Annotated in this window: 22 protein-coding genes (1 of these 22 only partly in view); 9 read left to right on the top strand and 13 right to left on the bottom strand. The window is 64.1% G+C overall.

Features of this window, described 5'->3' with window-relative positions; genetic code table 11:
• The 7 genes from clpB to miaA form a co-directional block, all read right to left on the bottom strand.
• Window positions 1-917, bottom strand: the beginning of a protein-coding gene (gene clpB / locus FMA36_RS06165) for an ATP-dependent chaperone ClpB (RefSeq protein WP_159261582.1). Its footprint begins 1,687 nt before the window's first position; 917 of the gene's 2,604 nt are visible here — the first part of the coding sequence; it begins with the start codon at window positions 915-917; the stop codon falls past the left edge of the window.
• Window positions 918-1,343: 426 nt separating this feature from the next.
• Window positions 1,344-2,417 carry an aldo/keto reductase gene (locus FMA36_RS06160; RefSeq protein WP_159261580.1) on the bottom strand — a complete coding sequence of 358 codons (1,074 nt, stop codon included), beginning with the start codon at window positions 2,415-2,417 and terminating at the stop codon, window positions 1,344-1,346.
• 164 nt (window positions 2,418-2,581) lie between these two features.
• A complete protein-coding gene (locus FMA36_RS06155; protein WP_159261578.1) occupies window positions 2,582-3,274 on the bottom strand; it encodes a fumarylacetoacetate hydrolase family protein in 693 nt (230 codons plus the stop codon).
• Window positions 3,275-3,449: 175 nt separating this feature from the next.
• Entirely contained in the window at window positions 3,450-4,469 is a 1,020-nt protein-coding gene (ilvC, locus tag FMA36_RS06150; protein WP_159261576.1) for a ketol-acid reductoisomerase, read from the bottom strand.
• Window positions 4,470-4,519: 50 nt separating this feature from the next.
• Window positions 4,520-5,035: an acetolactate synthase small subunit gene (gene ilvN / locus FMA36_RS06145; protein WP_159261574.1), complete on the bottom strand. Its 516-nt coding sequence runs from the start codon at window positions 5,033-5,035 to the stop codon at window positions 4,520-4,522.
• A 98-nt stretch (window positions 5,036-5,133) separates the two neighbouring features.
• A complete protein-coding gene (ilvB, locus tag FMA36_RS06140) occupies window positions 5,134-6,954 on the bottom strand; it encodes a biosynthetic-type acetolactate synthase large subunit (protein WP_159261572.1) in 1,821 nt (606 codons plus the stop codon).
• A gap of 72 nt (window positions 6,955-7,026) precedes the next feature.
• On the bottom strand, window positions 7,027-8,031 hold the full coding sequence (miaA, locus tag FMA36_RS06135; protein ID WP_159261570.1) for a tRNA (adenosine(37)-N6)-dimethylallyltransferase MiaA: 1,005 nt from the start codon (window positions 8,029-8,031) through the stop codon (window positions 7,027-7,029).
• 30 nt (window positions 8,032-8,061) lie between these two features.
• Between miaA and serB the strand changes: the two genes are divergently transcribed.
• A complete protein-coding gene (gene serB / locus FMA36_RS06130) occupies window positions 8,062-8,952 on the top strand; it encodes a phosphoserine phosphatase SerB (protein WP_159261568.1) in 891 nt (296 codons plus the stop codon).
• Here the strand turns inward: serB and FMA36_RS06125 are convergent.
• Window positions 8,942-9,901 (bottom strand): cation diffusion facilitator family transporter, encoded by a 960-nt coding sequence (locus FMA36_RS06125; RefSeq protein WP_159261566.1) that lies wholly within the window; start codon window positions 9,899-9,901, stop codon window positions 8,942-8,944. The genes serB and FMA36_RS06125 overlap by 11 nt on opposite strands.
• Before the next feature lie 141 nt (window positions 9,902-10,042).
• Here FMA36_RS06125 and FMA36_RS06120 point away from each other — a divergent pair, with 141 nt between their 5' ends.
• Window positions 10,043-10,894, top strand: coding sequence for a carbon-nitrogen hydrolase family protein (locus tag FMA36_RS06120; RefSeq protein ID WP_159261564.1), 852 nt, complete (start codon window positions 10,043-10,045; stop codon window positions 10,892-10,894).
• Entirely contained in the window at window positions 10,891-11,694 is an 804-nt protein-coding gene (locus FMA36_RS06115; protein ID WP_159261562.1) for an NAD kinase, read from the top strand. The genes FMA36_RS06120 and FMA36_RS06115 overlap by 4 nt, the downstream gene beginning before the upstream one ends.
• 66 nt (window positions 11,695-11,760) lie before the next feature.
• Here FMA36_RS06115 and FMA36_RS06110 read toward each other — a convergent pair whose 3' ends face one another.
• The 5 genes from FMA36_RS06110 to FMA36_RS06090 are packed head-to-tail and all read right to left on the bottom strand — an operon-like array spanning window position 11,761 to window position 15,651.
• A complete protein-coding gene (locus tag FMA36_RS06110; RefSeq protein WP_159261560.1) occupies window positions 11,761-12,480 on the bottom strand; it encodes a M48 family metallopeptidase in 720 nt (239 codons plus the stop codon).
• Window positions 12,480-12,968, bottom strand: a complete 489-nt coding sequence (locus FMA36_RS06105; protein WP_159261558.1) for a YcgN family cysteine cluster protein — start codon at window positions 12,966-12,968, stop codon at window positions 12,480-12,482. Before FMA36_RS06105 ends, FMA36_RS06110 begins: the two co-directional genes overlap by 1 nt.
• 33 nt (window positions 12,969-13,001) lie before the next feature.
• Window positions 13,002-13,487, bottom strand: a complete 486-nt coding sequence (locus tag FMA36_RS06100) for a hypothetical protein (protein WP_159261557.1) — start codon at window positions 13,485-13,487, stop codon at window positions 13,002-13,004.
• On the bottom strand, window positions 13,466-14,494 hold the full coding sequence (locus FMA36_RS06095; protein WP_240906494.1) for an extracellular solute-binding protein: 1,029 nt from the start codon (window positions 14,492-14,494) through the stop codon (window positions 13,466-13,468). The genes FMA36_RS06100 and FMA36_RS06095 overlap by 22 nt, the downstream gene beginning before the upstream one ends.
• Window positions 14,495-14,538: 44 nt before the next feature.
• Entirely contained in the window at window positions 14,539-15,651 is a 1,113-nt protein-coding gene (locus FMA36_RS06090; RefSeq protein ID WP_159261554.1) for an ABC transporter ATP-binding protein, read from the bottom strand.
• Between the two features lie 101 nt (window positions 15,652-15,752).
• On the opposite strand from FMA36_RS06090, the gene FMA36_RS06085 reads away from it, so the two are divergent.
• The 6 genes from FMA36_RS06085 to FMA36_RS06060 all read left to right on the top strand — a co-directional run bounded on the left by FMA36_RS06085 (window position 15,753) and on the right by FMA36_RS06060 (window position 20,012).
• Window positions 15,753-16,013: a hypothetical protein gene (locus FMA36_RS06085; protein WP_159261552.1), complete on the top strand. Its 261-nt coding sequence runs from the start codon at window positions 15,753-15,755 to the stop codon at window positions 16,011-16,013.
• A gap of 40 nt (window positions 16,014-16,053) precedes the next feature.
• Window positions 16,054-16,488: a hypothetical protein gene (locus tag FMA36_RS06080; protein ID WP_159261550.1), complete on the top strand. Its 435-nt coding sequence runs from the start codon at window positions 16,054-16,056 to the stop codon at window positions 16,486-16,488.
• A gap of 181 nt (window positions 16,489-16,669) precedes the next feature.
• Complete coding sequence (locus FMA36_RS06075; RefSeq protein WP_159261549.1) at window positions 16,670-17,149, top strand: MarR family winged helix-turn-helix transcriptional regulator; 480 nt, start codon at window positions 16,670-16,672, stop codon at window positions 17,147-17,149.
• Window positions 17,150-17,336: 187 nt separating this feature from the next.
• Window positions 17,337-17,531 carry a DUF1656 domain-containing protein gene (locus FMA36_RS06070; protein WP_010510087.1) on the top strand — a complete coding sequence of 65 codons (195 nt, stop codon included), beginning with the start codon at window positions 17,337-17,339 and terminating at the stop codon, window positions 17,529-17,531.
• A gap of 27 nt (window positions 17,532-17,558) precedes the next feature.
• Entirely contained in the window at window positions 17,559-18,470 is a 912-nt protein-coding gene (locus FMA36_RS06065; protein WP_078525441.1) for an HlyD family secretion protein, read from the top strand.
• Window positions 18,471-18,485: 15 nt separating this feature from the next.
• Window positions 18,486-20,012: an efflux transporter outer membrane subunit gene (locus tag FMA36_RS06060; RefSeq protein WP_159261547.1), complete on the top strand. Its 1,527-nt coding sequence runs from the start codon at window positions 18,486-18,488 to the stop codon at window positions 20,010-20,012.
• The last annotated feature ends 244 nt before the right edge of the window (window positions 20,013-20,256 follow it).

The raw sequence follows: 20,256 nt of genomic DNA, 5'->3' as shown, positions 1-20,256 counted from the left end.
CGGGCGAGTTCGGGCTTGATGAGGTTGGAGGCATCCATCGCGCCGTCGCTGCGGCCTGCGCCCACGAGGGTGTGCATCTCATCGATGAACAGGATGATCTGGCCTTCGGCGGACTCGATCTCCTTCAGTACCGCTTTCAGGCGTTCCTCGAACTCACCACGGAACTTCGCACCTGCAACCAGCGCACCCATGTCGAGCGAGAGGAGCTTCTTGTTCTTGAGCGCCTCGGGCACGTCGCCATTGACGATACGCTGGGCCAGCCCTTCAACGATGGCGGTCTTGCCAACGCCTGGCTCACCGATCAGAACCGGGTTGTTCTTGCTGCGGCGTGCCAGCACCTGAATGGCGCGGCGGATTTCCTCATCACGGCCAATGACCGGATCGAGCTTGCCCTGAAGGGCCACCTCGGTCACGTCGCGGGCATATTTCTTCAGCGCGTCAAAATTGGCTTCGGCGTTTTCGCTATCCACGGTGCGTCCCTTGCGGATGGTGGCAATGGCTTTTTCCAGCGCCTGTGGCGTGGCACCACCAGCACGCAGGGCCTGACCGGCAGGTGTTTCAGATGCGGCAATGGCGGCGAGCAGCCGGTCCTGCGCAACAAAGCCATCACCCGCCTTCTGTGCGGCCTGCTCGGCTGCATCAAGCACGCGCACCAGTTCACCGGTGGCGCTGGGCTGGCCTGCGCCACTGCCCTGCACCTTTGGCAGCTTGGCAAGAGCGGCTTCGTTGGCGCTGGTAATGGCGGGCACGTCACCGCCTGCGGCACGGATCAGGGCGGAAGCGGCGCCCTGATCATCATCAAGCAGGGCCTTGAGCAGGTGCTCGGGTGTCAACTGCTGGTTGTAGTCGCGCATGGCAATGGTCTGGGCAGCCTGCAGGAAACCGCGCGAACGTTCCGTGAATTTCTCGATGTTCATATGTTTCTTCGTCCCTTTCAATCAGGCGACAGGATGGTTCTGCCTTTGCGCCGTCCCTCAACAGGCAACGGCAAGGCGCTGGATTCCAGATGGGATCCGTTCGATGTTATTACAAGATACTGGCTGCCAGTTTCCTTCTTCCATGCCGTGTCTGATCATGGGGTTAGCTGACCATTGGCGCAGGGCCTGCAACCTTGATCCAGATCACGCTTGCCGTGCCTTATCGGCGTAACGGCCATTCGCCCAAAGAGTTATGAAGAAGCGCTGCCACTTCATTGGGCGGCTGATGCTGAATGTCGGCCAATCCGACCTGCCACCGCAAAAATTCATCAACAGTCAAGGCGTTTTGGTAAAGATTTTTCCAAAAAGCTTCGACAGGAACGCCGCCTTTTTGAAAAAAGGCGGCACCCAGAAACTTCTGTTTTTTTACTCTGCCTTTTTGGCCTTGGCCGCCACTGCCGGACCAAGCAGCAGCAGGTCAGCGGCCGAGAGGCGGTCAGACGCATTGCTGGCCTGATGCCAGTAGGGATAGAGCAGCGGGGGGGCGCTTGCTGCATCAAGGCGGCTGATTTCTTCAGCACTCAGCACAAGGTCGGCGGCCTTGAGGTTATCGACAAGCTGCGCCTCGGTGCGTGCGCCGATCACGATGGAGGTAATGGCGGGCCGCTGCGCCACCCATGCCAGCGCCACCTGGGCGGCGGAGATGTTGCGGGCCTCGGCAATGCTGACGAGGACTTCCACCACATCATAGAGCTTTTCGATATCATGAACCGGCGGCTCGCCCCATTTCTCGATCTGGCGCGTCCCTGCGGGCTGCGGCTTGCCCCGACGGTACTTGCCCGAAAGCAGGCCCCCGGCCATGGGACTCCACACCTGCACGCCAATGCCCTGGTCGAGCGAAAGCGGCAGCAGTTCATATTCCGCCTCGCGCGCCTGCAGCGAGTAATAGATCTGCTGCGCGACGGGTGCGATCAGCCGGTCACGTTCGGCAACCGACAGCGCCTTCATCAGGTGCCATGCCGAGAAATTGGACACCCCGGTATAACGGATCTTGCCCGCGCGGGTCAGGGTGTCGAGCGCTTCGAGCGTTTCATCAAGCGGGGTCTGGCCATCCCATTCATGCAGGTAATACAGGTCGATATGGTCACGCCCCAGCCGTTTGAGGCTGGCTTCGCATGAGCGGATGAGGTGATAGCGCGACAGCCCGGCGTCATTCGCGCCTTTGCCCATGGTAAAGCGGGCCTTGGTGGTGACCATGATGTCATCGCTGCGGCCCTTCAGCGCCGCGCCAAGAATTTCCTCCGACACACCGGCTGAATAGATATCGGCGGTATCGAACATGTTGATCCCGGCCTCGATGCACAGGTCAAGCTGGCGGCGGGCGCCTGCAAGGTCCGTATCACCGGTCTTGGCAAAGTCGCCCTTGCCGCCAAAGGTCATGGTGCCCAACGTGAAGGCGGAAATCCTGAGGCCTGAACGGCCAAGCTGGCGGTATTGCATCTCTTTTCCTTCCCTAAATGTCTGTAAAACGGCGGCCTGCAGCGCATTGCACCAACAATGAAAAGTTTTTGGTGAAGCTTTTTTTCAAAAAGCTTCGACAAGAACGCCGCCTTTTTGAAAAAAGACGGCACCCAAAAGCTTTTATCATCCACAAGCGGCAGGCTTCAGCCGGTATAGGTCACGTTGAGCTCACCCACCCCGGCACAGGTGGCATGCAACACATCGCCCCGCTTGACCGGCCCCACGCCCGAGGGCGTGCCGGTCATGATCAGGTCGCCCGGCGCAAGGGTTACAAAACGGCTGAGGCAGGAAACAATCTCGGGCACGGACCAGATCATTTCCACCAGGTCGCCTTTCTGGCGCTGCTCGCCATTGATGCTCAGGGCAATGGCCCCACTTTCGGGGTGACCAATGCGCGCGGCTGGCACCACGGCGGAAATGGGACAGGACTGGTCAAACCCCTTGGCCAGCGACCACGGGCGGCCCGCTTTCTTGGCGGCGGCCTGCAGGTCGCGCCGGGTCATGTCCAGCCCCACCGCATAGCCATAGATGTGCGAGAGCGCCTTCTCCACCTCAATGTCCGCCCCCTCGCGCCCGATGGCGGCAACAAGCTCCACCTCATGATGCAGGTCGGCCGTGCTGACGGGAAACGGCAGCAGCCCGCCACCGGGTACTACCGCATCAGCCGGCTTGGCAAAAAAGAAGGGCTCGGAGCGCTCGGGGTTGCTGCCCATCTCACGCGCATGGGCGGCATAGTTCTGCCCCACGCACCATATCCGCCTGACAGGAAAGACACCCGCACTCCCCTCCACTGGCACGACAGGAAGGGTGTAGGGGGGAATTACGTAGTCCGTCACGATACGGCGCTCCTGCTATTCATACCGGCGCGCATGGTGGCACCCGTGCCCGGTCGTGTCACGGCAAATGCGGGGCAGTCCCATGAAAGCGGACATAAAAAAAACGCCAGCCGGAACAATCCGGCTGGCGCTGAAAATACGCTGGCGGCAGGGCGCCTGCGTTATTTTGCATGGATCAGTTGCGGGCCTTGTCGACCAGCTTGTTCTTGCCGATCCACGACATCATGCCGCGCAGCTTCTCGCCCACCTTCTCGATCTGGTGCTCGTTGTTATGCGCACGGGTAGCCTTGAAGCCGATGTTGCCGGACTGGTTTTCAAGGATGAAGTTGCGCACGAAGGTGCCATCCTGAATGTCGGTCAGGATCTTCTTCATCTCGACCTTGGTTTCCGGCGTGATCACGCGCGGGCCGGACACGTATTCACCATACTCCGCAGTGTTGGAGATGGAGTAGTTCATGTTCGCGATGCCGCCTTCATAGATCAGGTCGACGATCAGCTTCATTTCGTGCAGGCACTCGAAATAGGCCATCTCGGGGGCGTAACCGGCTTCAACCAGCGTCTCGAAGCCCGCGCGGATCAGCTCGACCAGACCACCGCACAGCACGGCCTGCTCGCCGAACAGGTCGGTTTCGACCTCTTCCTTGAAGGTGGTCTCGATGATGCCTGCACGGCCACCGCCGTTGGCGGAAGCATAGGACAGCGCGATTTCAAGCGCATTGCCCGAGGCATTCTGCGCCACGGCCACCAGCGACGGCACGCCGCCACCCTTCTGGTATTCCGAACGCACGGTGTGGCCAGGACCCTTGGGCGCGATCAGGAACACATCAAGGTCGGGACGCGCCTCAATGATGCGGAAGTGAATGGCCAGACCATGCGCGAAGGCAAGGGCCGCGCCCTGCTTGAGGTTCTTTTCCAGCGATTCCTTGTACAGCGCGCCCTGGCCCTCATCAGGGGTCAGCACCATCACCACATCGGCCCACTTGGCGGCATCGGCGGGGGTCATGACCTTGAAGCCGGCGGCCTCGGCCTTGGCAACGGCCTTCGATTCCGGGCGCAGGCCGACAACGATGTCGGTCACGCCGGAGTCCTTGAGGTTGTTGGCATGGGCATGGCCCTGGCTGCCGTAGCCGATGATGGCAACCTTCTTGCTCTTGATCAGGTTCACGTCGGCATCGCGATCATAATAGACGCGCATGGTGTTGCTCCTTGAGGAATGAAAAACGGATGAAGTAGAAAACGCGACCCTTACAGGATTGCTGCCCCACGGGCGATGGCGGCAATACCCGTGCGCGACACCTCGGCAAGGCCAAGGGGACGCATGAGGTCGATGAAGGCATCAAGCTTGTCGGACGCGCCGGTCAGCTCAAAGACGAACGAGGTGGCCGAGGCATCAACCGGGTGCGCGCGGAAGGCCTGCGCGATACGCAGCGCGTCGGCCCGGCGCTCGCCGCTGGCAATCACCTTGACGAGCGCCATCTCGCGCGCCACGTGCGGTTCGCGCCCGGTCATGACCGCCACGCGGTACACCGGCACCAGCCGCTCCACCTGCGCGCGGATCTGGCACAGCACATGCGGGGTCGCGGTCGTCACGATATTGATGCGCGACTGGCGGCGGGTTTCATCCACCGCAGCCACGGTCAGGCTCTCGATATTGTATCCACGACCTGAGAACAGGCCGATCACGCGGGCCAGCGCGCCGCTCTCGTTCTCGACCTGAATGGAAATGACCGCGGAGACCGGGCTCTCCTGCTGCGTGGTCATGATGTGTTTCCTGACTGCTTGGGGCGCCGCCCTGCAGGGCAGGGGCGGCAGGAAAGGACAGAAACCTGTAGTGCGGCGCGCTACAGGCAGGGGCGCGATCAGACCAGCATGCGGCCTTCGGCGCTGATCTCGTCATCCTGATCGGGGCCGAGGAGCATCTGGTTATGCGCTGCCCCCGAGGGGATCATGGGGTAGCAGTTTTCATCCTGCGCCACGCATATATCCGCCACCACCGGGCCGGGATGGGCCAGCATCTCGGCAATCACACCATCAAGCTCGCCCATGCAGGTCGCGCGCAGGCCCTTGCCATGAAAGCTTTCCGCCAGCTTAACGAAATCGGGCAGCGCTGCGCTGTAGCTCTCGGAATAGCGCGAGTCATGCAGCAGTTCCTGCCACTGGCGCACCATGCCCATATACTGGTTGTTCAAAATGAACACCTTAACCGGCAGGCGGTACTGCGCGATGGTGGAAAGTTCCTGGATGTTCATCAGCGTCGAGGCTTCACCCGCAATGTCGATCACCAGCGCATCGGGATGGGCAATCTGCGCGCCCACGGCGGCGGGCAGGCCATAGCCCATGGTGCCAAGCCCGCCCGAGGTCAGCCAGCGATTGGGCTTGTCAAAGCCGAAATGCTGGGCCGCCCACATCTGGTGCTGCCCCACCTCGGTCGAGACATAGGTGTCGCGCCCGGTGGCGGTGGCGAGTTCATGCAGGCGGCGGATGGCATATTGCGGGCGGATGATCGCCTCGGGCGCCCTGTCCTGCACGAAGCCGAGGCTGTCGGTCTTGCGCCATTCGTTGATCTGGTGCCACCACTGCGCCATGTCGATGGGCTGGCGGGTATTGGCGGGCGTGCACTCCCACTCCTCCAGCATCATCTCGACCACGCGCCGCGCATCCCCCACAATGCCCACGTCAACCTGCACGATCTTGTTGATCTGGCTGGGGTCGATATCGGCATGGATCTTGAACGAACCGGGCGAGAACGCATCGAGCCTGCCGGTCACGCGGTCATCAAAGCGCGAACCCAGCGCAATCAGCACGTCGCAGCCATGGGTGGCCATGTTGGCCTCGTACGTGCCGTGCATGCCCAGCATGCCAAGGAAGCGCCGGTCACCCGCAGGCATCGCCCCCAGCCCCATCAGCGTGGAGGTGCACGGAAAGCCCGTCTTTTCCACCAGCTTGCGCAGGGCGGCTGATGCCTCCGGCCCGGCATTGATGATGCCGCCACCGGTATAGAACAGCGGGCGGCGCGCGCCCTTCATGGCGGCCACGGCGCGCGCGATCACGTCCCGGCCCGGCTCGGTCTGCGGGCGGTAGGACGGGTGCGGCACGCGCGGGGCGTCGCTATAGGGCGCGGGGCCGACCATCAGGTTCTTGGGCAGGTCGACAAGCACCGGGCCTGGGCGGCCGCTGCGCGCGATATGGAAGGCTTCGTGCACGCACGGCGCCACCTCTTCCGCCCGGCGGATGAGGTAGTTGTATTTGGTGGCCGGGCGGGTGATGCCGGTCGTGTCCGCCTCCTGAAAGGCATCGGTGCCGATCAGCGGCACGCCCACCTGGCCAGAGAAGCAGACCACCGGAATCGAATCCAGCATGGCATCGAGCAGGCCGGTCACGGTGTTGGTGGCACCCGGCCCGCTGGTAACCAGCACCACGCCCACCTTGCCGGTCGAGCGGGCATAGGCCTCGGCCGCATGCACGGCAGCCTGCTCATGGCGGACCAGCACGTGGCGAATCGCATCCTGGCGGAAAATGGCATCATAAATCGGCAGGACCGCGCCACCGGGATAGCCGAAAATGACCTCGACCCCCTGCTCGGCCAGTACGCGCAGAAGTACCTCCGCGCCGCTGAGTACGGATGTATCCGTGCCCGCTGCGTGAGGCTTCAGGTCGGTCTGGTGCGATGCTGTGTTCATGGTCCTGCTCCTTCGCCACTGGCGGCCAGAACAATCCGGCCAGCCCTGATCAGGCGAAATCCCGGGCCGGGTTTACGGAAAGCCTTGGCCCGCGTCAATGCGTTTAATAACAAAAGAAATGATTTTATCGTCTACCCTTTCCATTTGTTGCGCGAGTTCGTTTTTTTCGAATCGTTTTTCATATAAAAACGTGTCTTCTGGCGCCGCGAGCGGGTGATGGGCAAACCATGTGGCCTGCCGCTTCGTATATTGCCCGGTCAACTGGATGGCACGCGCCGCCGCATCCGCCCGTGTCATCTCGCCGCGCAGCACGGCGGCAAGTTCGGGCACGCCATGGGCGCGCATGGCCGGCAGGTCGGGCGACAGGTCCTGCGCCAGCAGGGCCTGCACCTCCGCCATCGCGCCCTGGTCCAGCATGGCATGAAAGCGCCGGGCAATGGCCGCGCGCAGCCCGTCACGCGCAGGGTGCAGCCTTACGGCAATGAAGCGGGCATCAAGCCCCGGCAGCACGGCCTCGCGCCGCCACCATGCCATGCCGTGCCCGGTAGCGGCCTGCACCTCCCACGCGCGGGCAATGCGCTGGCCATCGGTGGGGCGCAGGGTGGCGGCGGTTTCAGGGTCAAGCTGTTGCAGGCGGGCATGCAGGGCAGGGGCACCAAGTTCGGCCAGCAGGCCACGCGCCTGTTCGCGGATGGCGGGCGGCGGCTGGGGAATATCGGCCAGCCCATCGGTCAGGGCGCGGAAATACATGCCCGTGCCGCCACAAAATATTGGCACGCGCCCGGCATCCCACGCGCTACCCGCCGCCGCCAGCGCCTGCTCGCGCCACCACGCCACCGACCCATTACGGGCAGCAGGCAACACGCCATACAGCGCATGGGGCACGCAGGCTTCCTCCGCCGGGCTGGGGCGCGCGGTGAGAATGCGCAGGTCGTGGTAGACCTGCATCGAATCGGTGTTGATGATGGTGCCGCCCACCTCGCGGGCAAGGGCCAGCGCGAGTGCGGACTTGCCCGAACAGGTCGGACCCGCCACGATTAGCGCCACGCGCGCCTGCCCTGAAGGGGGGCGTGTCATTGTTTCATTCCTTTCACTGACCCGGACCCCATGGCTGATTCCCCTTCCCACGCCCATACCCTTGTACTGGTGGCCAACCGTGATGCCACATCGCTTACGGCGGTCGATATCGAAGCCGCGCGCGACCTTGCACACGCTGCCGCCCCCGTGACCCTGTCGGAAGGGGAAGCGGTCGAGATGGCCTGCACCGCCCCCAACATCACGGCCCTGCGCGATATGTTCGCCAAGGCCCATATCGACGTGCTGGTAACGCCCGCTGGCGGTCGCCGCAAGCGCGTGCTGGTGGCCGACATGGACAGCACCATCGTCAGTTGCGAAACGCTGGACGATATCGCGGCCCATGCCGGCATTGGCGAGAAGATTGCCGAGATCACGCGCCGCTCCATGAATGGCGAGATCGAATTCGAGGCCGCCCTGCGCGAGCGTGTGGCCCTGCTGCGTGGTCTGCCCGTTACCTTGCTGGAAAAAGCGTGGAAGGACGTGAAGCTCAACACGGGGGCGGTCGAACTGGTGCGCACCATGGGAGCCAACGGGGCGCGCACGGCACTTGTATCAGGCGGGTTCACGTTCTTCACCAGCCGGGTGGCAAAGCTGTGCGGCTTTGATGAAAACCACGCCAATACCCTGCTTGATGCAGGCGACAGCCTGACCGGGGAAGTCGGCCAGCCCATTTTAGGCCCGGATGCCAAGCTTGCGCACCTCAGGCGTCTTGTCGCAGCCCAAGGGGTCACCGTGGAAGATGCGCTGGCCACCGGCGATGGCGCGAATGATCTGGCCATGCTGCGGGTAGCGGGGCTGGGCATTGCCTTCCACGCCAAGCCTGCCGTGCGGCGCGAGATCAGCAACCAGATCAACGCCACCACGCTGCGCAGCCTGCTGTTCGCGCAGGGCTACCGGGCGGCGGAATTCGTCACGGCGTAACGGCCGTGCCGCGGGCAGGCGTTGCGGCAGGCTGGCCACGGCTGTCCTGCGCCTCGATGAACACGCGCGTGACCTCGGGGTAGGCCTGCTTGATCTGGCGCTCGAGCGTGCTGACCACGATCTCGACCTGCCCCGCCGTCATGTCATTGCGAAAATCGAGGCTGATCACCACCAGCACGTCGCGCGGGCCGAAATGCATGGAGCGGATCTCATTCAGCCGCTCCACGCCATCGGCTGCCAGCGCCATGTTGCGCAGCGCGCGCAGCACCTCAGGCGCAACCCCCTCGCCCGTCAGCAGCGACTGGGATTCCCGCGCAAGGAAAGTGGCCGTAACCGCAAGGATGCAGGCGATGATGATGGAGGCCACCCCATCAAGCACCGGCATGTCCAGCCACTCAGCCAGGACATTGCCCAGAAGGGCCACGAACAGCCCGCTCAGTGCCGCCGTATCCTCGAACAGGACAGTGAACACGGTGGGGTCCTTGCTCATCTGCACGGCCTCCACCCAGCCGCGCCTGCCCTTGCCCTCCTTGCGGAAGGCCCGCAGCGCCATCAGCCACACCGAGCCTTCGAACACGACGCTCGCCACCAGCACGATGTAATTGACCAGCACATGTGCCACCGGCTGCGGGTGGATGATGTGGATGATCCCCTCATACAGCGAGACCCCGGCACCCAGCCCGAAGATGAGCAGCGCCACCACGAAGGTCCAGAAATACAGCTCCAGCCCGTGGCCGAACGGGTGCGTGGCCGTGGCCGGGCGGGTGGCGCGCTTCATGCCCACGAGCAGCAGGCCCTGGTTGCCGGTATCGATCAGGGAATGGATGGCCTCGCTGAGCATGGAGGCGCTGCCGGTCAGGAAGGCCGCGCCAAATTTGGTGGCCGCCACCAGCAGGTTGCCGCCAAGGGCCGCGAAGATGACCGTTCGGGAAGATGAGGAATGTGCCATTGATTTTTCAATATTGAGCCAGAGGGCCATCCTATCGCGCCACGCCCCCTTTTAACAGTGCGGCAGCCCTGCGTGCCGGTTGCGGGGGGCGTGTCGCCTGTCCTATGGTCACGCGGCACTGCCTACGGAGTACCAGCCCAGATGCGCACCACCGTCATCCAGATGGCGCCTGGCGCCTCCGCGCCCGAGAATATCGACACTGCCCGCGCCCTCATCACTGCCGCCATCACCGCCGACAAGCCCGACCTCGTGGTGCTGCCCGAGATGTGGAGCTGCCTTGGCGGCACGCGTGAGATGAAATTCGACGCAGCCGAAGTGCTGCCCACCCCCGATGGCACGGGCGAAGCCGGGCCGCTTTACCGCTTCCTGTCAGGCATTGCGCGCGCGCATGGCATTACCGTGCATGGCGGCTCGATTGGCGAGCGGCATGGAGAGAAGCTGTTCAACACCGCCCTCGTGTTCAACCCGCAGGGCCACGAGATCGCGCGTTACCGCAAGATCCACCTGTTTGACGTGACCACGCCCGGCGGCGAGGGCTACCGCGAGAGCGATACCTACGAGCCCGGCTCCGACATCGTCACGGCCCCGCTTTCGGCCGATCTCACCGCGGGGCTTGCCATCTGCTACGATATCCGCTTCCCCGCGCTGTTCCATGCGCTGCGCGCGCGCGGCGCCAACGTGCTGCTGGTGCCTGCCGCCTTTACCGTCGAGACCGGGCTTGCCCATTGGGAGACACTGCTGCGCGCCCGCGCCATCGAGACCCAGTGCTGGATGGTGGCCTGCGGCACTACCGGCACCCATACCGATGCCTCCGGCCAGCCGCGCCGCACCTATGGTCATTCCATGATCATCGACCCGTGGGGCACCATCGTGGCCCAGGCCTCGGACGGGCCGGGCTGGAGCACCGCGCGCATCGAACGCGGCGTGATTGACAGCACGCGCGCACGCATGCCGGTCATGGCGCATCACCGCCTGTCCATCCACACTCCATGACCGACATGTCGTACCCCGGCTGGGCCGATGGGTACATCCCCACAAAACTGTGCTTCGCCGCTGCCCCCAACGAGAGTGCGGAGATATGGCGCGAGCGGCTGGTAAGCCAGTACGGCCAGTGCCCGCCAGAGGAAGCGGAGGCGCTGATCTGCCTCGGCGGCGATGGCTTCATGCTGGAAACGCTGCACACCACCCTTGGGCGCACGCTACCGGTTTACGGCATCAACTGCGGCACGGTGGGCTTCCTGATGAACCCCGCCGTGCCTGATGACCTGCCTGCCCGCCTTGCCGCGGCCCAGGTGGCCATCCTGCATCCGCTGCGCATGAAGGCCACCACCATGGATGGCCAGTGCGTGCATGCCCTCGCACTCAATGATGTGTTCCTGTTCCGCCAGACACGGCAGGCGGCCAAGATCCGCATCGGGGTGGACGGGCGCGTGCGCCTGCCCGAACTGATCTGCGATGGCGTGCTGATTGCCACGCCCGCGGGTTCGACCGCCTATAACCTCTCGGCGCACGGGCCGATCGTGCCGCTCTCGGCCAATCTGCTGCCGCTTACGCCCATCAGCGCGTTCCGCCCGCGCCGGTGGCGCGGGGCGCTGCTGCCCTCCACCGCCCGGGTTCGCTTCGATATTCTGGAAACCGACAAGCGCCCCGTCGCCGCCGTGGCGGATTTTACCGAGGTGCGCGATGTCATTTCCGTCGAGATCAGCGAGGCGCGTGAACTGCATACTACCGTGCTGTTCGACCCCGGGCAGAGCCTGTCGGAACGGATCATCGCCGAACAGTTCACAGCTTAAAAAACAAAAGTTTCTGGTGAAGCTTTTTGAAAAAAGGGGCACCCGGAAACTTTTACCCTTTCCCTTTTACCCTACCAGCCGGTGCAGGCTCGCCCCATTGGCCCGCAGCCATTTTTCGGCCTGGCGGCGATGGGGGGTAAGTTTGTCCACCAGCAGCCAGAAATCCGGGCCATGGTTCATATGGCGCAGATGGGCGAGTTCGTGAGCAATGATGTAATGCTGCACCTCCTGCGGGGCCATGACCAGCCGCCAGCACAGCATGATGCTGCCATCGGATGAACAGCTACCCCAGCGGCTTTTCGTATCACGCAGCCTGAGCTGGGTGGGGCGCAGGCCGCTGGCTTCGGCCTGAATGCGCAGCCGCGCGGGCAGCAGCACCTGCGCCTGCGCGCGCAGATAGGCCATGACGCGCCGGGAGATGAACTCGGCTGCGCCACTCACATGCAGGCGGCCTTCTTCCAGCCACGCGCCCCGCCGGGCTTCGGGGCAGTGGACGATTTCGCGGCTCTGGCCATCAAGCAGCACATACCCGCCATGGCGCAGTTCGGCAGCGGGCGGCAGGCGCGCAAGGCCAGCCGCGACCCAGCCGGAATGGGCACGGAGCAGGGCCAGCCCATCCGCCCTGCGGGCCGAGCGTGGCAGGGTCATGACCACATGCCCCGCCACAGGGTCGATACGCATCGAAATCCGCCGCGCCCGCGCCGAGACCCGCCACCGCACCGGAACCGACCCCGATGCGATGGGCACGACCTCAAGCCCGTCCTGAGGCTCCGCGCCCCGTGCCATCAGCGCCCGCGCGGGCGGGTGCGGCAGAATGCATCCTTCGGAGCCTCGCCGGGCCAGTCGATGATGTGGTCTTCCAGCAGGCCAGCCCTGCGCTCGCTGATGACCCGGCCACTGACGGATATGCCCGCCTCATGCACCGTCTCGTGCGTGCCGGACACCAGCGGGTGCCACCAGGGCAACGGCTCGCCATCGCGCACCAGCACGTAACCGCAGGTGGGCGGCAGCCAGTCGATATCGGCCAGCATTTCCGCCGTCAGGCTGATGCAGTCCTGCACGCGACGATGGCGGTGGGCGTAATCGGTGCACAGGCAGGTGGTGGTATCGAGCAGGCGGCAGGCGACATCGGTAAACAGCACCTCGTCCGTCTCGTCCTCGCGCAGCTTGTGCAGGCAGCACCGCCCGCAGCCATCGCACAGCGATTCCCACTGCTCGCGGGTCATCTGCGCAAGCGGCGTCGTCTCCCAGAAAGGAGGGGTCTCATCGGTCATGATGTGGTCCTGCCATATCGCATGAGTACATTTTCATTGCCATGCCACCGCCGCCATGGCGCACAGCACGGTCATCACCGCGCAGAACACGCCCACCCCTGCCACGGGGCCTGCCAGCAGGGGCAGCCACAGCAGCCGCAGCCGCGCCCGCCCCCCGGCGCCAAGCCCGCGCGCTGTGCGCGACAGGCCGGGCGGCACGGCATCAAGCACGCGCAGCAGCGGCCACAGGGCCGCAGGCGCCACGAATGCCCCCTGCGCCACGCTCCCCATGCCGCCACCGTGCCCCGCAAGGCCCGGCCACAGCAGCGCCAGTACCAGCCCCGGCAGCATGAGGGCCAGCATGAGGCCACGCAGCACCACGCACCGCGCGGGCCAGGCGCGGTGCAGCATGGCCTGCGCCCCCAGCGCCAGCACGCAGGCCAGCCCAAGCCCCAGCGCGGTGGTGCACCCATCGGCCACCAGCGCGCCCAGCGGGCGGGTAGTAAGGGAGAGCAGCATCAGCCCGCCTTGTGCAGCCATGTCTCGAACCGTCGCGACAGGGGCGCGTAATTCACCTGCCAGAACTGTACGTCCATGGGCAGAAGGGCCGCCGGGTGCGCCGGGCCGGACGGCCCGGAGGGCACTGCCGCCACGAAAGCGCCCTGCCGGTCTGGCTGAACAATGAAATGCAGCAGCTCGCGCGACCGGCCCAGCCGCTCGGCGGACTGACCCGCCACCACCGCCCATGACAGGTCATAGGACAGCGCCATGTCGGTATTGATGCCAATTCGCCCCGGCTCGCCATGCATGGCAATGCTGTTCACGGCTTCACGCGGGGCGCTGCCCATGAGCACCTGTTTGCGTGACAGGAGACTTGCCGCCTCATTGGGAGTGGACCACCACGTTATATAAGGACGCAGCTGGCTGAGCTTGCGAAAGGCGCGGTCAACGCCCTGCGGCGTGGCTAGCTGGCCATAAACCTGATCGGGCGGTACGCCATCGGCCAGCAGCGCGATCTCGAGCGTGGTGCGCGGGTCGCGCCGCAGGCCGCGCTTGCCGGGAAAACGCACCACATCCCAGAAATCATTCCAGCGCGGCGCGCTCTCACGCCATGTCTGGTCCCATGCCACCACGACCTGTGTTGCCAGCCCCGGCGCGCCGCAGCCATCGGGGTTGGTGGCGCTGCCTGCCAGATGCACAACAAGGCCCTGCATGCAGGCGGCGCGGATGGTGCTATCCTCGGCAAAAACAAGCGACCAGGCTGTGTCATTCCCGGCGTGAAGGCCACGGGACTCGAGGTCCGGCAGGCTGCCCGTCCAGGCGCGGCGCGTCACAGGCTGCCCGGTGGCCTGCGTAAAGGGCTGGAAAAACGCGACATTCTGCGCCGCACCCAGCTGCGGCTCCGTACTGGCCACCACCAGCGCGGGGCTATGGCGGATGCGGGCGGCCGCCTGCACGCCCGCCCACGGCACGGGCAGGGCGATCAGGGCCGCGAGCAGGCCGGGCAGGATGGCGCTGAGGGAACGACGGGACACAATCTGGAACACGGGTGGAAAGCAGCCTTTCGGGCGGAGGCGGAAGATGGCGGACGCTACTCCATTTCACCCCGGAACGGAAAGGCCATTGCCTGCGCGGGCTGCCACGCCAGTACCGCCACCTGCCCCGGTGCCACGCGCTGCAGGGCGGCGGTGGGTGGGCGGCGCACGAGCAGTTCCGCACCGTTTTCCAGCCGCAGGCGCAGCAGCACGTGGTCGCCCATCTGGCGCATATCGGTCAGCGTGGCGGCAAGCAGGGGCGGCTCGTCAGGATCGGCCCCCGTCATGCCGGGGCGGGAGGGAAACATCACGGCCACCCGGTCGGGGCGAATGCACAATGTAGCCAGCTGGTCCGCCGCGACACCGGGCATGGCCATGGCTTCAACCAGCAGGCCACCCGGCAGATGGGCAAGGGCCACGTCATCCTCCACGCTGGCTACGCGCACGGTCAGGGCATTGGCATCGCCAAATTCGGTGGCTACGCGGTCACAGGCAGGGCGCTCGAACAGGTCGTGCGCGGTACCCACCTGCAGCACGTCCATGCCATGCATGCAGGCAATCGTATCGCCCAGCAGCAGGGCATCCTCACGCGCGCGGGTCAGCAGCACCACGCACAGCCCGCGCGCGCGGACAAGGCGGGCGACCAGGCGGCGCATGGCGCGGCGACTGGCGGCGGGGAGCGGTGCAAAGACATCTTCAAGCACCAGCACGGGCGGCTCGAACACCAGAGCGCGACCCAGCATGACGCGCAGCGCCTGCTCGGGGGGCAGCGTTGCCGGGCGGGCCTGCTCCAGCCCGTCAAGCCCCAGCAGGGCCAGCACGCCACGCACCCGCGCCAGCACCGCCTGCGACTCCATGCCCCGCGCCCGCAGCCCGAAGGCAAGGTTGGCCTGCACGTTCATGTGCATGAACAAAGGGTCGCGCCAGCCGACCAGCGTGCACGGACGTGCCTCGGGCGGGAGGGCCGTGACATCCACACCATCGACCATGACCTGCCCGGCCCGTGCTGGCACGTGGCCCGCAAGCAGGTCGGCAACCGTGCTCAGGCAGGCAGCCTGCTCATTGACAATGGCCAGGCATGCCCCGGCTGCTGCCGAAAAGGACAGGCCCGACGCGCCGGGAGAGGCGGCCAGCGCGCTGGCAACCAGCCGTATGGAGAAAGGAGACATGCGATAACAGAAACCTGACTGGGGGGATAAAGCGTTATAAGCAATGGTTACCTCCTTGCCAGAGGATTATCCGCTTCACCCGTCCTAAAAAGGAAACGACAATGAGCAAGACCACGGACACCATCAAGAACGTGACCCACGAAGACCTGCAGGCCCTGAAAAGCCATATTGAAACCCTGCTGCACACGCATGGCAAACAGGCGCTGCATGACGTGGCGGGCAAGGCCGAGAAGCTGGCAGGCCAGGCCCGTGAAAGCCTGGAAGAGCATGCCCCCAAAAAAGGCGGCTCACGCGCTCGTTCGCTTGTGGCTATCGCCATTTTCTCGGTGATCGGCTACTTTCTTGGCCGCGCAACGAAATAAGGCATTTTAGCCTGCCGTAACCAGAGGACATGCGAGCATCATGAGAATAGGCGAAATCGGTAAAACCATCATTGAAGGGGAGCTGACCCTACGTAAACTGATGGCGATCCGTCTTGGTCGTCAGGCCGCGTTCCTGGTTGTGGCAGCGATATTTGCCTTCTTTGCCGTCATTTCAGGCCATGGGCTGCTATGGGCCTTCTGTTACCAGACCCTGGGCTTCAGCGCCCTTGGCGCGGCAGGCATGGTCTTCGCGGCCGATGTGCTGGTGATGCTCATGGGCCTGGTGATGGGCCGCCGCTCCTACATGACGCCAGAGGAAATCCGGGTGCGATTCGCACGCGAACACGCCCTGAACGAACTGCGGCAGACCGTGGCCCTGTCCGCCGTGGCCACCACGGTAGCCGGCCCGCTGACCCGCCACACCTTCCGGGCGGTATGGGGGCTGCTGCGCAGCCTCACCGGTCGCGGCAGATAACACCAGCAGACCGCCGCACCCGGACTGTCTGGCAATGATCCACGTCATTGCCAGATAGTATCCATGCTGAAATTGCATTGGCTCACATTGGCGTTTTCTGGAAACGTGCAGCTTCCGGACATACTAAGCACGCAAATGGTTTGCATGCTTAATACCTGTATGTCCCCGCTGGCGGAACCCGATGCCCGATCTGGAGCGCAACAAGAAGGAACTGTCGTTCGGTCGCCGTCTCGCCCGGCTTGGCGCCGCGTGGCGTCGGCAGGTCGATCATGACCTGCGCGAATATGGCCTGACCGAAGCAACATGGCGACCTGTCCTGTATCTTGGCCTGCTGCCGCCCCCCGTGCGCCAGACAGACCTCGTGCGCGTACTTGAAATCGAAGCCCCATCCGTCGCCCGCCTGCTTGATGTACTGGAACGCCGCGACCTCGTGTTCCGTTCCCCCGACCATGAAGATAAACGCTCGAAGGTCGTCAGCCTGACGGAAAAGGGCGAACGCACGGCACGCCAGGTGCGCCACGCGGTGGAAGCCGTGTCGAGCCGCCTGCTGCATGGCATTTCCACGCCGGAACTGCTGGCATGCTATTCGGTTTTCGAGCGGATCGAAGCCAACCTGCACAAAAAACCCGCCCAGCCCCCCCAGCCGGTGGCAATGCGGTGATGCCCCTGCCCTTTTCCCTCCTTTTCCCACCCCCTGCCGGGGGCGTGTCCCTGCATTGTGGCACCATTGACGGTTTCTTCGCGCCGCCGTGTCGGCTACAGATAGCGGCACAGCGGCGCGGAGTCTGTCACCGGGTGTCGCTGCCTGTTTCTCCTTCAACGGGACCGTTCGGAATGAGAACCGCCTGATGCTGAGCGAATTCAACCTATTCGGTGTCTTCATGGCACCGATTGTCGTCTATGCCGTCGCCGCCCTGCCTGTCACCATGCTGCTGCGCTCGCTGCTGTGGTGGTGCGGCATAATGAAATGGTTCTGGCATCTCGCCCTGTTCGAGGTCGCGCTATACACTTGCGTCCTGTGCCTGATGATCCTGTACATCTGACTGTCCCAAGAAGGTTCGAGAATCCCCATGCCTCTCCTGCGCACCCTGATCCGTGTGGTCCTGACCCTGGCGGTCGTGACGATGGCCGTCGTCATGGGCATCACTTTATGGGACACCTACATGATTGCCCCCTGGACCCGTGACGGACGTGTCCGTGTCTATGTCGTTGACGTGGCGCCGGAAGTATCGGGCACGGTGGTGCAACTGCCGGTGGTGGACAACCAGTACGTCCATCGCGGCGACCCTTTGTTCGTGCTTGACCCCGTGCGCTTCCGCCTCGCCATCCGCGAGGCGCAGGCCCGGCTCGATGGCGCGCTTGAAGACCTCAAGCTCAAGCAGAACGACGCCCGCCGCCGCATGGGCCTTGGCGGCATCGTCTCGGCGGAAGAGCAGGAAGTGTTCAACTCGAACGTAGCCACCCAGATCGCCTCGGTCGATGCGGCGCGCGCGGCCCTTGACCTGGCCAAGCTGAACCTGCAGCGCTCCATCCTGTATTCGCCCGTCAACGGCAACATCACCAACCTCAACCTGCGGATCGGTGATTACGTGACCGAGGGCCATGCCCGCCTGGCCGTGATCGATGCCGACTCCTACTGGGTCAACGGCTACTTCGAGGAAACCAAGATGTGGGGCGTGCATGTGGGCGACGAGGCGCGCGTCAAGCTCATGGGCTACAAGGACATCATTCCCGGCCATGTGGTCAGCATCGCACGCGGTATCAATGACCAGAACGGCCGCCCCGACGGGCTTGGCCTGCAGGATGTCAGCCCGATCTTTACATGGGTGCGGCTGGCACAGCGTATCCCGGTCCGTATCCACCTTGACCATGTGCCCGACAGCGTGACACTCGCCGCCGGCATGACGGCCACGATCAGCGTCGGCCCGCAGGCCCGCACGCAACGCGGCCGCCTGACGACATGGCTGCAAGACCATCTGTGAGGCGCGGGCACGATCATGAACATCACTTCAGTTACCCGCAGGACCGGCCTGTTCCTGACATCGGCCATCTTTCTGGCCGGTTGCACGGTAGGGCCGCGCTACCAGCCGGACCGGATGAAACTTCCCGCCAAGTTCACCGAGGACGAGCATGCCGCCACCCCCGAGGAGATCGAGGACACCAACAAGGAACTCAAGGAGTGGTGGCACCTTTTCAAGGATCCTGAACTCGACAAGCTGATCGACAAGGCCATTGCGGGCAATTACAACCTGCAGGTGGCCGGCCAGCGGATTATGGCCGAGCGCGCCATCCGCGATGTGCAGGCATCGCAGTGGTATCCGCAGGTCGATACGCAGGCCTCGGCTGGTAATGTCCGCTATTCGATCAATATCGATAACTGGCCGCTGCGCCCCGGCTCGGCGGCGGGTTCCGCCAACCAGCCACAGGCCGCGTATCTGGGCTACGGGTTCAGTGCAAGCTGGCAGATCGACGTATTCGGCCGCATCCGCCGTGGGGTGGAAGCCGAGAACCGCGCGGTTGAGGAATCGATCGAGGACCGTCGTGGCGTCATGGTCATGATGCTGTCGGAACTTGCGGGCGACTACATGATGCTGCGCGACCAGCAGTTGCGGCTGGAAATCGCCAACAACAACATCCATGTGGCGCAGGATGCCTATGACCTGACCAACCGGCTGTACCTTGAAGGCGTGGGCAACACCATGCAGATCGCGCAGGCCAAGGCGGAGCTGGATTCCCAGACCGCCGCGCGCGAACCGCTGAAGACCCATATCTCCCAGATCACCCATGCCATCGACGTGCTGATGGGGCAGATGCCGGGCACATCGGAGCTGGAACTGAAGGTGGCCAAGCCGCTGCCGCCGGTGCCGGAGTTCCCTGCCACCCTGCCATCCATGGTCATTGCCAACCGCCCCGACATCCGCAAGGCCGAGCGCACCTATGCCGAAGCCACGGCGCGCATTGGCGTGGCGGTGGCCCAGCTTTACCCCAACTTCACCATTCCGCTGAACTTCAACCCCAATGCATCGGCACTGTACCAGGTGTTCCAGATGGGCGGCATGAGCTGGCAGTTCCTGATGATGGCCTCGCTGCCCCTGATGCATGGCGGCAAATACACTTCGCAGATCCGCATGGCGCAGGCTGCGGCCGAGGCAAGCCGCCTGGCTTACCGGCAGTCCGTGCTCAACGGCTTCAAGGAAGTCGAGGATGCGATGGCCGCATGGCATGATGATGAGGAACACACCGAATTGCTGGCCAAGGCTGCGGAAGACAGCTCACTGGCCAGCGAACGCGCCCGCAAGCTGTATGCGGCGGGCCTGGTTGGCTTTCTGGAAGTGCTGACGACCGAGCGCACCACGCTTAACGCCCAGAATGCCGAGGCCATGGCCCGACTGGAGCGCCTGCAGGATGCAATCAACCTTTACACGGCCCTTGGCGCGGGCTGGCAGGGCGTTGCGCTGACCAACACCACCCTGCCCGTGTCGCTTGAAAAGCAGAACATGCTGGCGCGCGCCTTCCAGCAGTAATCCGGTTACGGCCGGACTGCCTGACGCACACGGCACTGGGCGGGATGTCACCATCGAGACATCCCGTGATTTCTGCAATGCGTTAAATATTCTTCTTCAAGATCCCGGTTTTGAAGGGCGCAATACTTTTTTTGACCAGCATGCCCTCATCAGATTACATGGGCCGATCTTTATAAGCTGATTCAGGCAGCTACAATTTATGAATAGGGTGGCAACAACTCAATTCAATAAAATCAGGGCTAAT

The organism is Komagataeibacter xylinus (assembly GCF_009834365.1).
GTDB classification, from domain to species: domain Bacteria; phylum Pseudomonadota; class Alphaproteobacteria; order Acetobacterales; family Acetobacteraceae; genus Komagataeibacter; species Komagataeibacter xylinus_D.
The sequence above is the reverse complement of the archived record's forward strand: the minus strand, read 5'-3'. Positions and strand labels throughout refer to the sequence as shown.

What these genes read in the sequence shown, in the direction of transcription:
- FMA36_RS06160 (WP_159261580.1), bottom strand. Translation starts at nt 2,417, where the DNA reads ATGCAATACCGCCAGCTTGGCCGTTCAGGCCTCAGGATTTCCGCCTTC.
- ilvC (WP_159261576.1), bottom strand. Translation starts at nt 4,469, where the DNA reads ATGCGCGTCTATTATGATCGCGATGCCGACGTGAACCTGATCAAGAGC.
- ilvN (WP_159261574.1), bottom strand. Translation starts at nt 5,035, where the DNA reads ATGACCACGCAGCAGGAGAGCCCGGTCTCCGCGGTCATTTCCATTCAG.
- ilvB (WP_159261572.1), bottom strand. Translation starts at nt 6,954, where the DNA reads ATGAACACAGCATCGCACCAGACCGACCTGAAGCCTCACGCAGCGGGC.
- miaA (WP_159261570.1), bottom strand. Translation starts at nt 8,031, where the DNA reads ATGACACGCCCCCCTTCAGGGCAGGCGCGCGTGGCGCTAATCGTGGCG.
- serB (WP_159261568.1), top strand. Translation starts at nt 8,062, where the DNA reads ATGGCTGATTCCCCTTCCCACGCCCATACCCTTGTACTGGTGGCCAAC.
- FMA36_RS06125 (WP_159261566.1), bottom strand. Translation starts at nt 9,901, where the DNA reads ATGGCACATTCCTCATCTTCCCGAACGGTCATCTTCGCGGCCCTTGGC.
- FMA36_RS06120 (WP_159261564.1), top strand. Translation starts at nt 10,043, where the DNA reads ATGCGCACCACCGTCATCCAGATGGCGCCTGGCGCCTCCGCGCCCGAG.
- FMA36_RS06115 (WP_159261562.1), top strand. Translation starts at nt 10,891, where the DNA reads ATGACCGACATGTCGTACCCCGGCTGGGCCGATGGGTACATCCCCACA.
- FMA36_RS06110 (WP_159261560.1), bottom strand. Translation starts at nt 12,480, where the DNA reads ATGGCACGGGGCGCGGAGCCTCAGGACGGGCTTGAGGTCGTGCCCATC.
- FMA36_RS06105 (WP_159261558.1), bottom strand. Translation starts at nt 12,968, where the DNA reads ATGACCGATGAGACCCCTCCTTTCTGGGAGACGACGCCGCTTGCGCAG.
- FMA36_RS06100 (WP_159261557.1), bottom strand. Translation starts at nt 13,487, where the DNA reads ATGGCTGCACAAGGCGGGCTGATGCTGCTCTCCCTTACTACCCGCCCG.
- FMA36_RS06090 (WP_159261554.1), bottom strand. Translation starts at nt 15,651, where the DNA reads ATGTCTCCTTTCTCCATACGGCTGGTTGCCAGCGCGCTGGCCGCCTCT.
- FMA36_RS06085 (WP_159261552.1), top strand. Translation starts at nt 15,753, where the DNA reads ATGAGCAAGACCACGGACACCATCAAGAACGTGACCCACGAAGACCTG.
- FMA36_RS06080 (WP_159261550.1), top strand. Translation starts at nt 16,054, where the DNA reads ATGAGAATAGGCGAAATCGGTAAAACCATCATTGAAGGGGAGCTGACC.
- FMA36_RS06075 (WP_159261549.1), top strand. Translation starts at nt 16,670, where the DNA reads ATGCCCGATCTGGAGCGCAACAAGAAGGAACTGTCGTTCGGTCGCCGT.
- FMA36_RS06070 (WP_010510087.1), top strand. Translation starts at nt 17,337, where the DNA reads ATGCTGAGCGAATTCAACCTATTCGGTGTCTTCATGGCACCGATTGTC.
- FMA36_RS06065 (WP_078525441.1), top strand. Translation starts at nt 17,559, where the DNA reads ATGCCTCTCCTGCGCACCCTGATCCGTGTGGTCCTGACCCTGGCGGTC.
- FMA36_RS06060 (WP_159261547.1), top strand. Translation starts at nt 18,486, where the DNA reads ATGAACATCACTTCAGTTACCCGCAGGACCGGCCTGTTCCTGACATCG.